We start from the raw sequence: 269 nt of genomic DNA, 5'->3' as shown, positions 1-269 counted from the left end.
CGGGTGGCGCCGCTGTCGGCTGCAACGCTGCGGCACTCATTGGCCGGCCTTTGATGGCGAGGTGGCAGACGACGCAGTGGTCGTCAGGGGCGCATCGCCGCCGGCCTGCCGGTCGGATGTGAGTGCGTCAGGGTCCCAGCCACCGCCCAGCGACTTGTAGAGATTGACCAGGGTGAGCGCGGCGTTGGTGGCGCTGGCATTGAGGCTGGTCTGGCTGGCAAGGACGCCACGCTGCGCGGCCAGGACATTCAGGTAGTCGGCAGCGCCTT

1 pseudogene is annotated in these 269 nt (G+C 68.8%); it reads right to left on the bottom strand.

The window, feature by feature from the left end:
- Window positions 1–36 precede the first annotated feature (36 nt).
- A pseudogene (locus APY03_RS21655) lies at window positions 37–269 on the bottom strand (efflux transporter outer membrane subunit); the annotation flags it as partial.

The organism is Variovorax sp. WDL1 (genome assembly GCF_001541225.1).
Classification (GTDB): domain Bacteria; phylum Pseudomonadota; class Gammaproteobacteria; order Burkholderiales; family Burkholderiaceae_C; genus Variovorax.
Note: the sequence above shows the minus strand (reverse complement) of the source record. Positions and strands in the feature narration are given on the sequence as shown.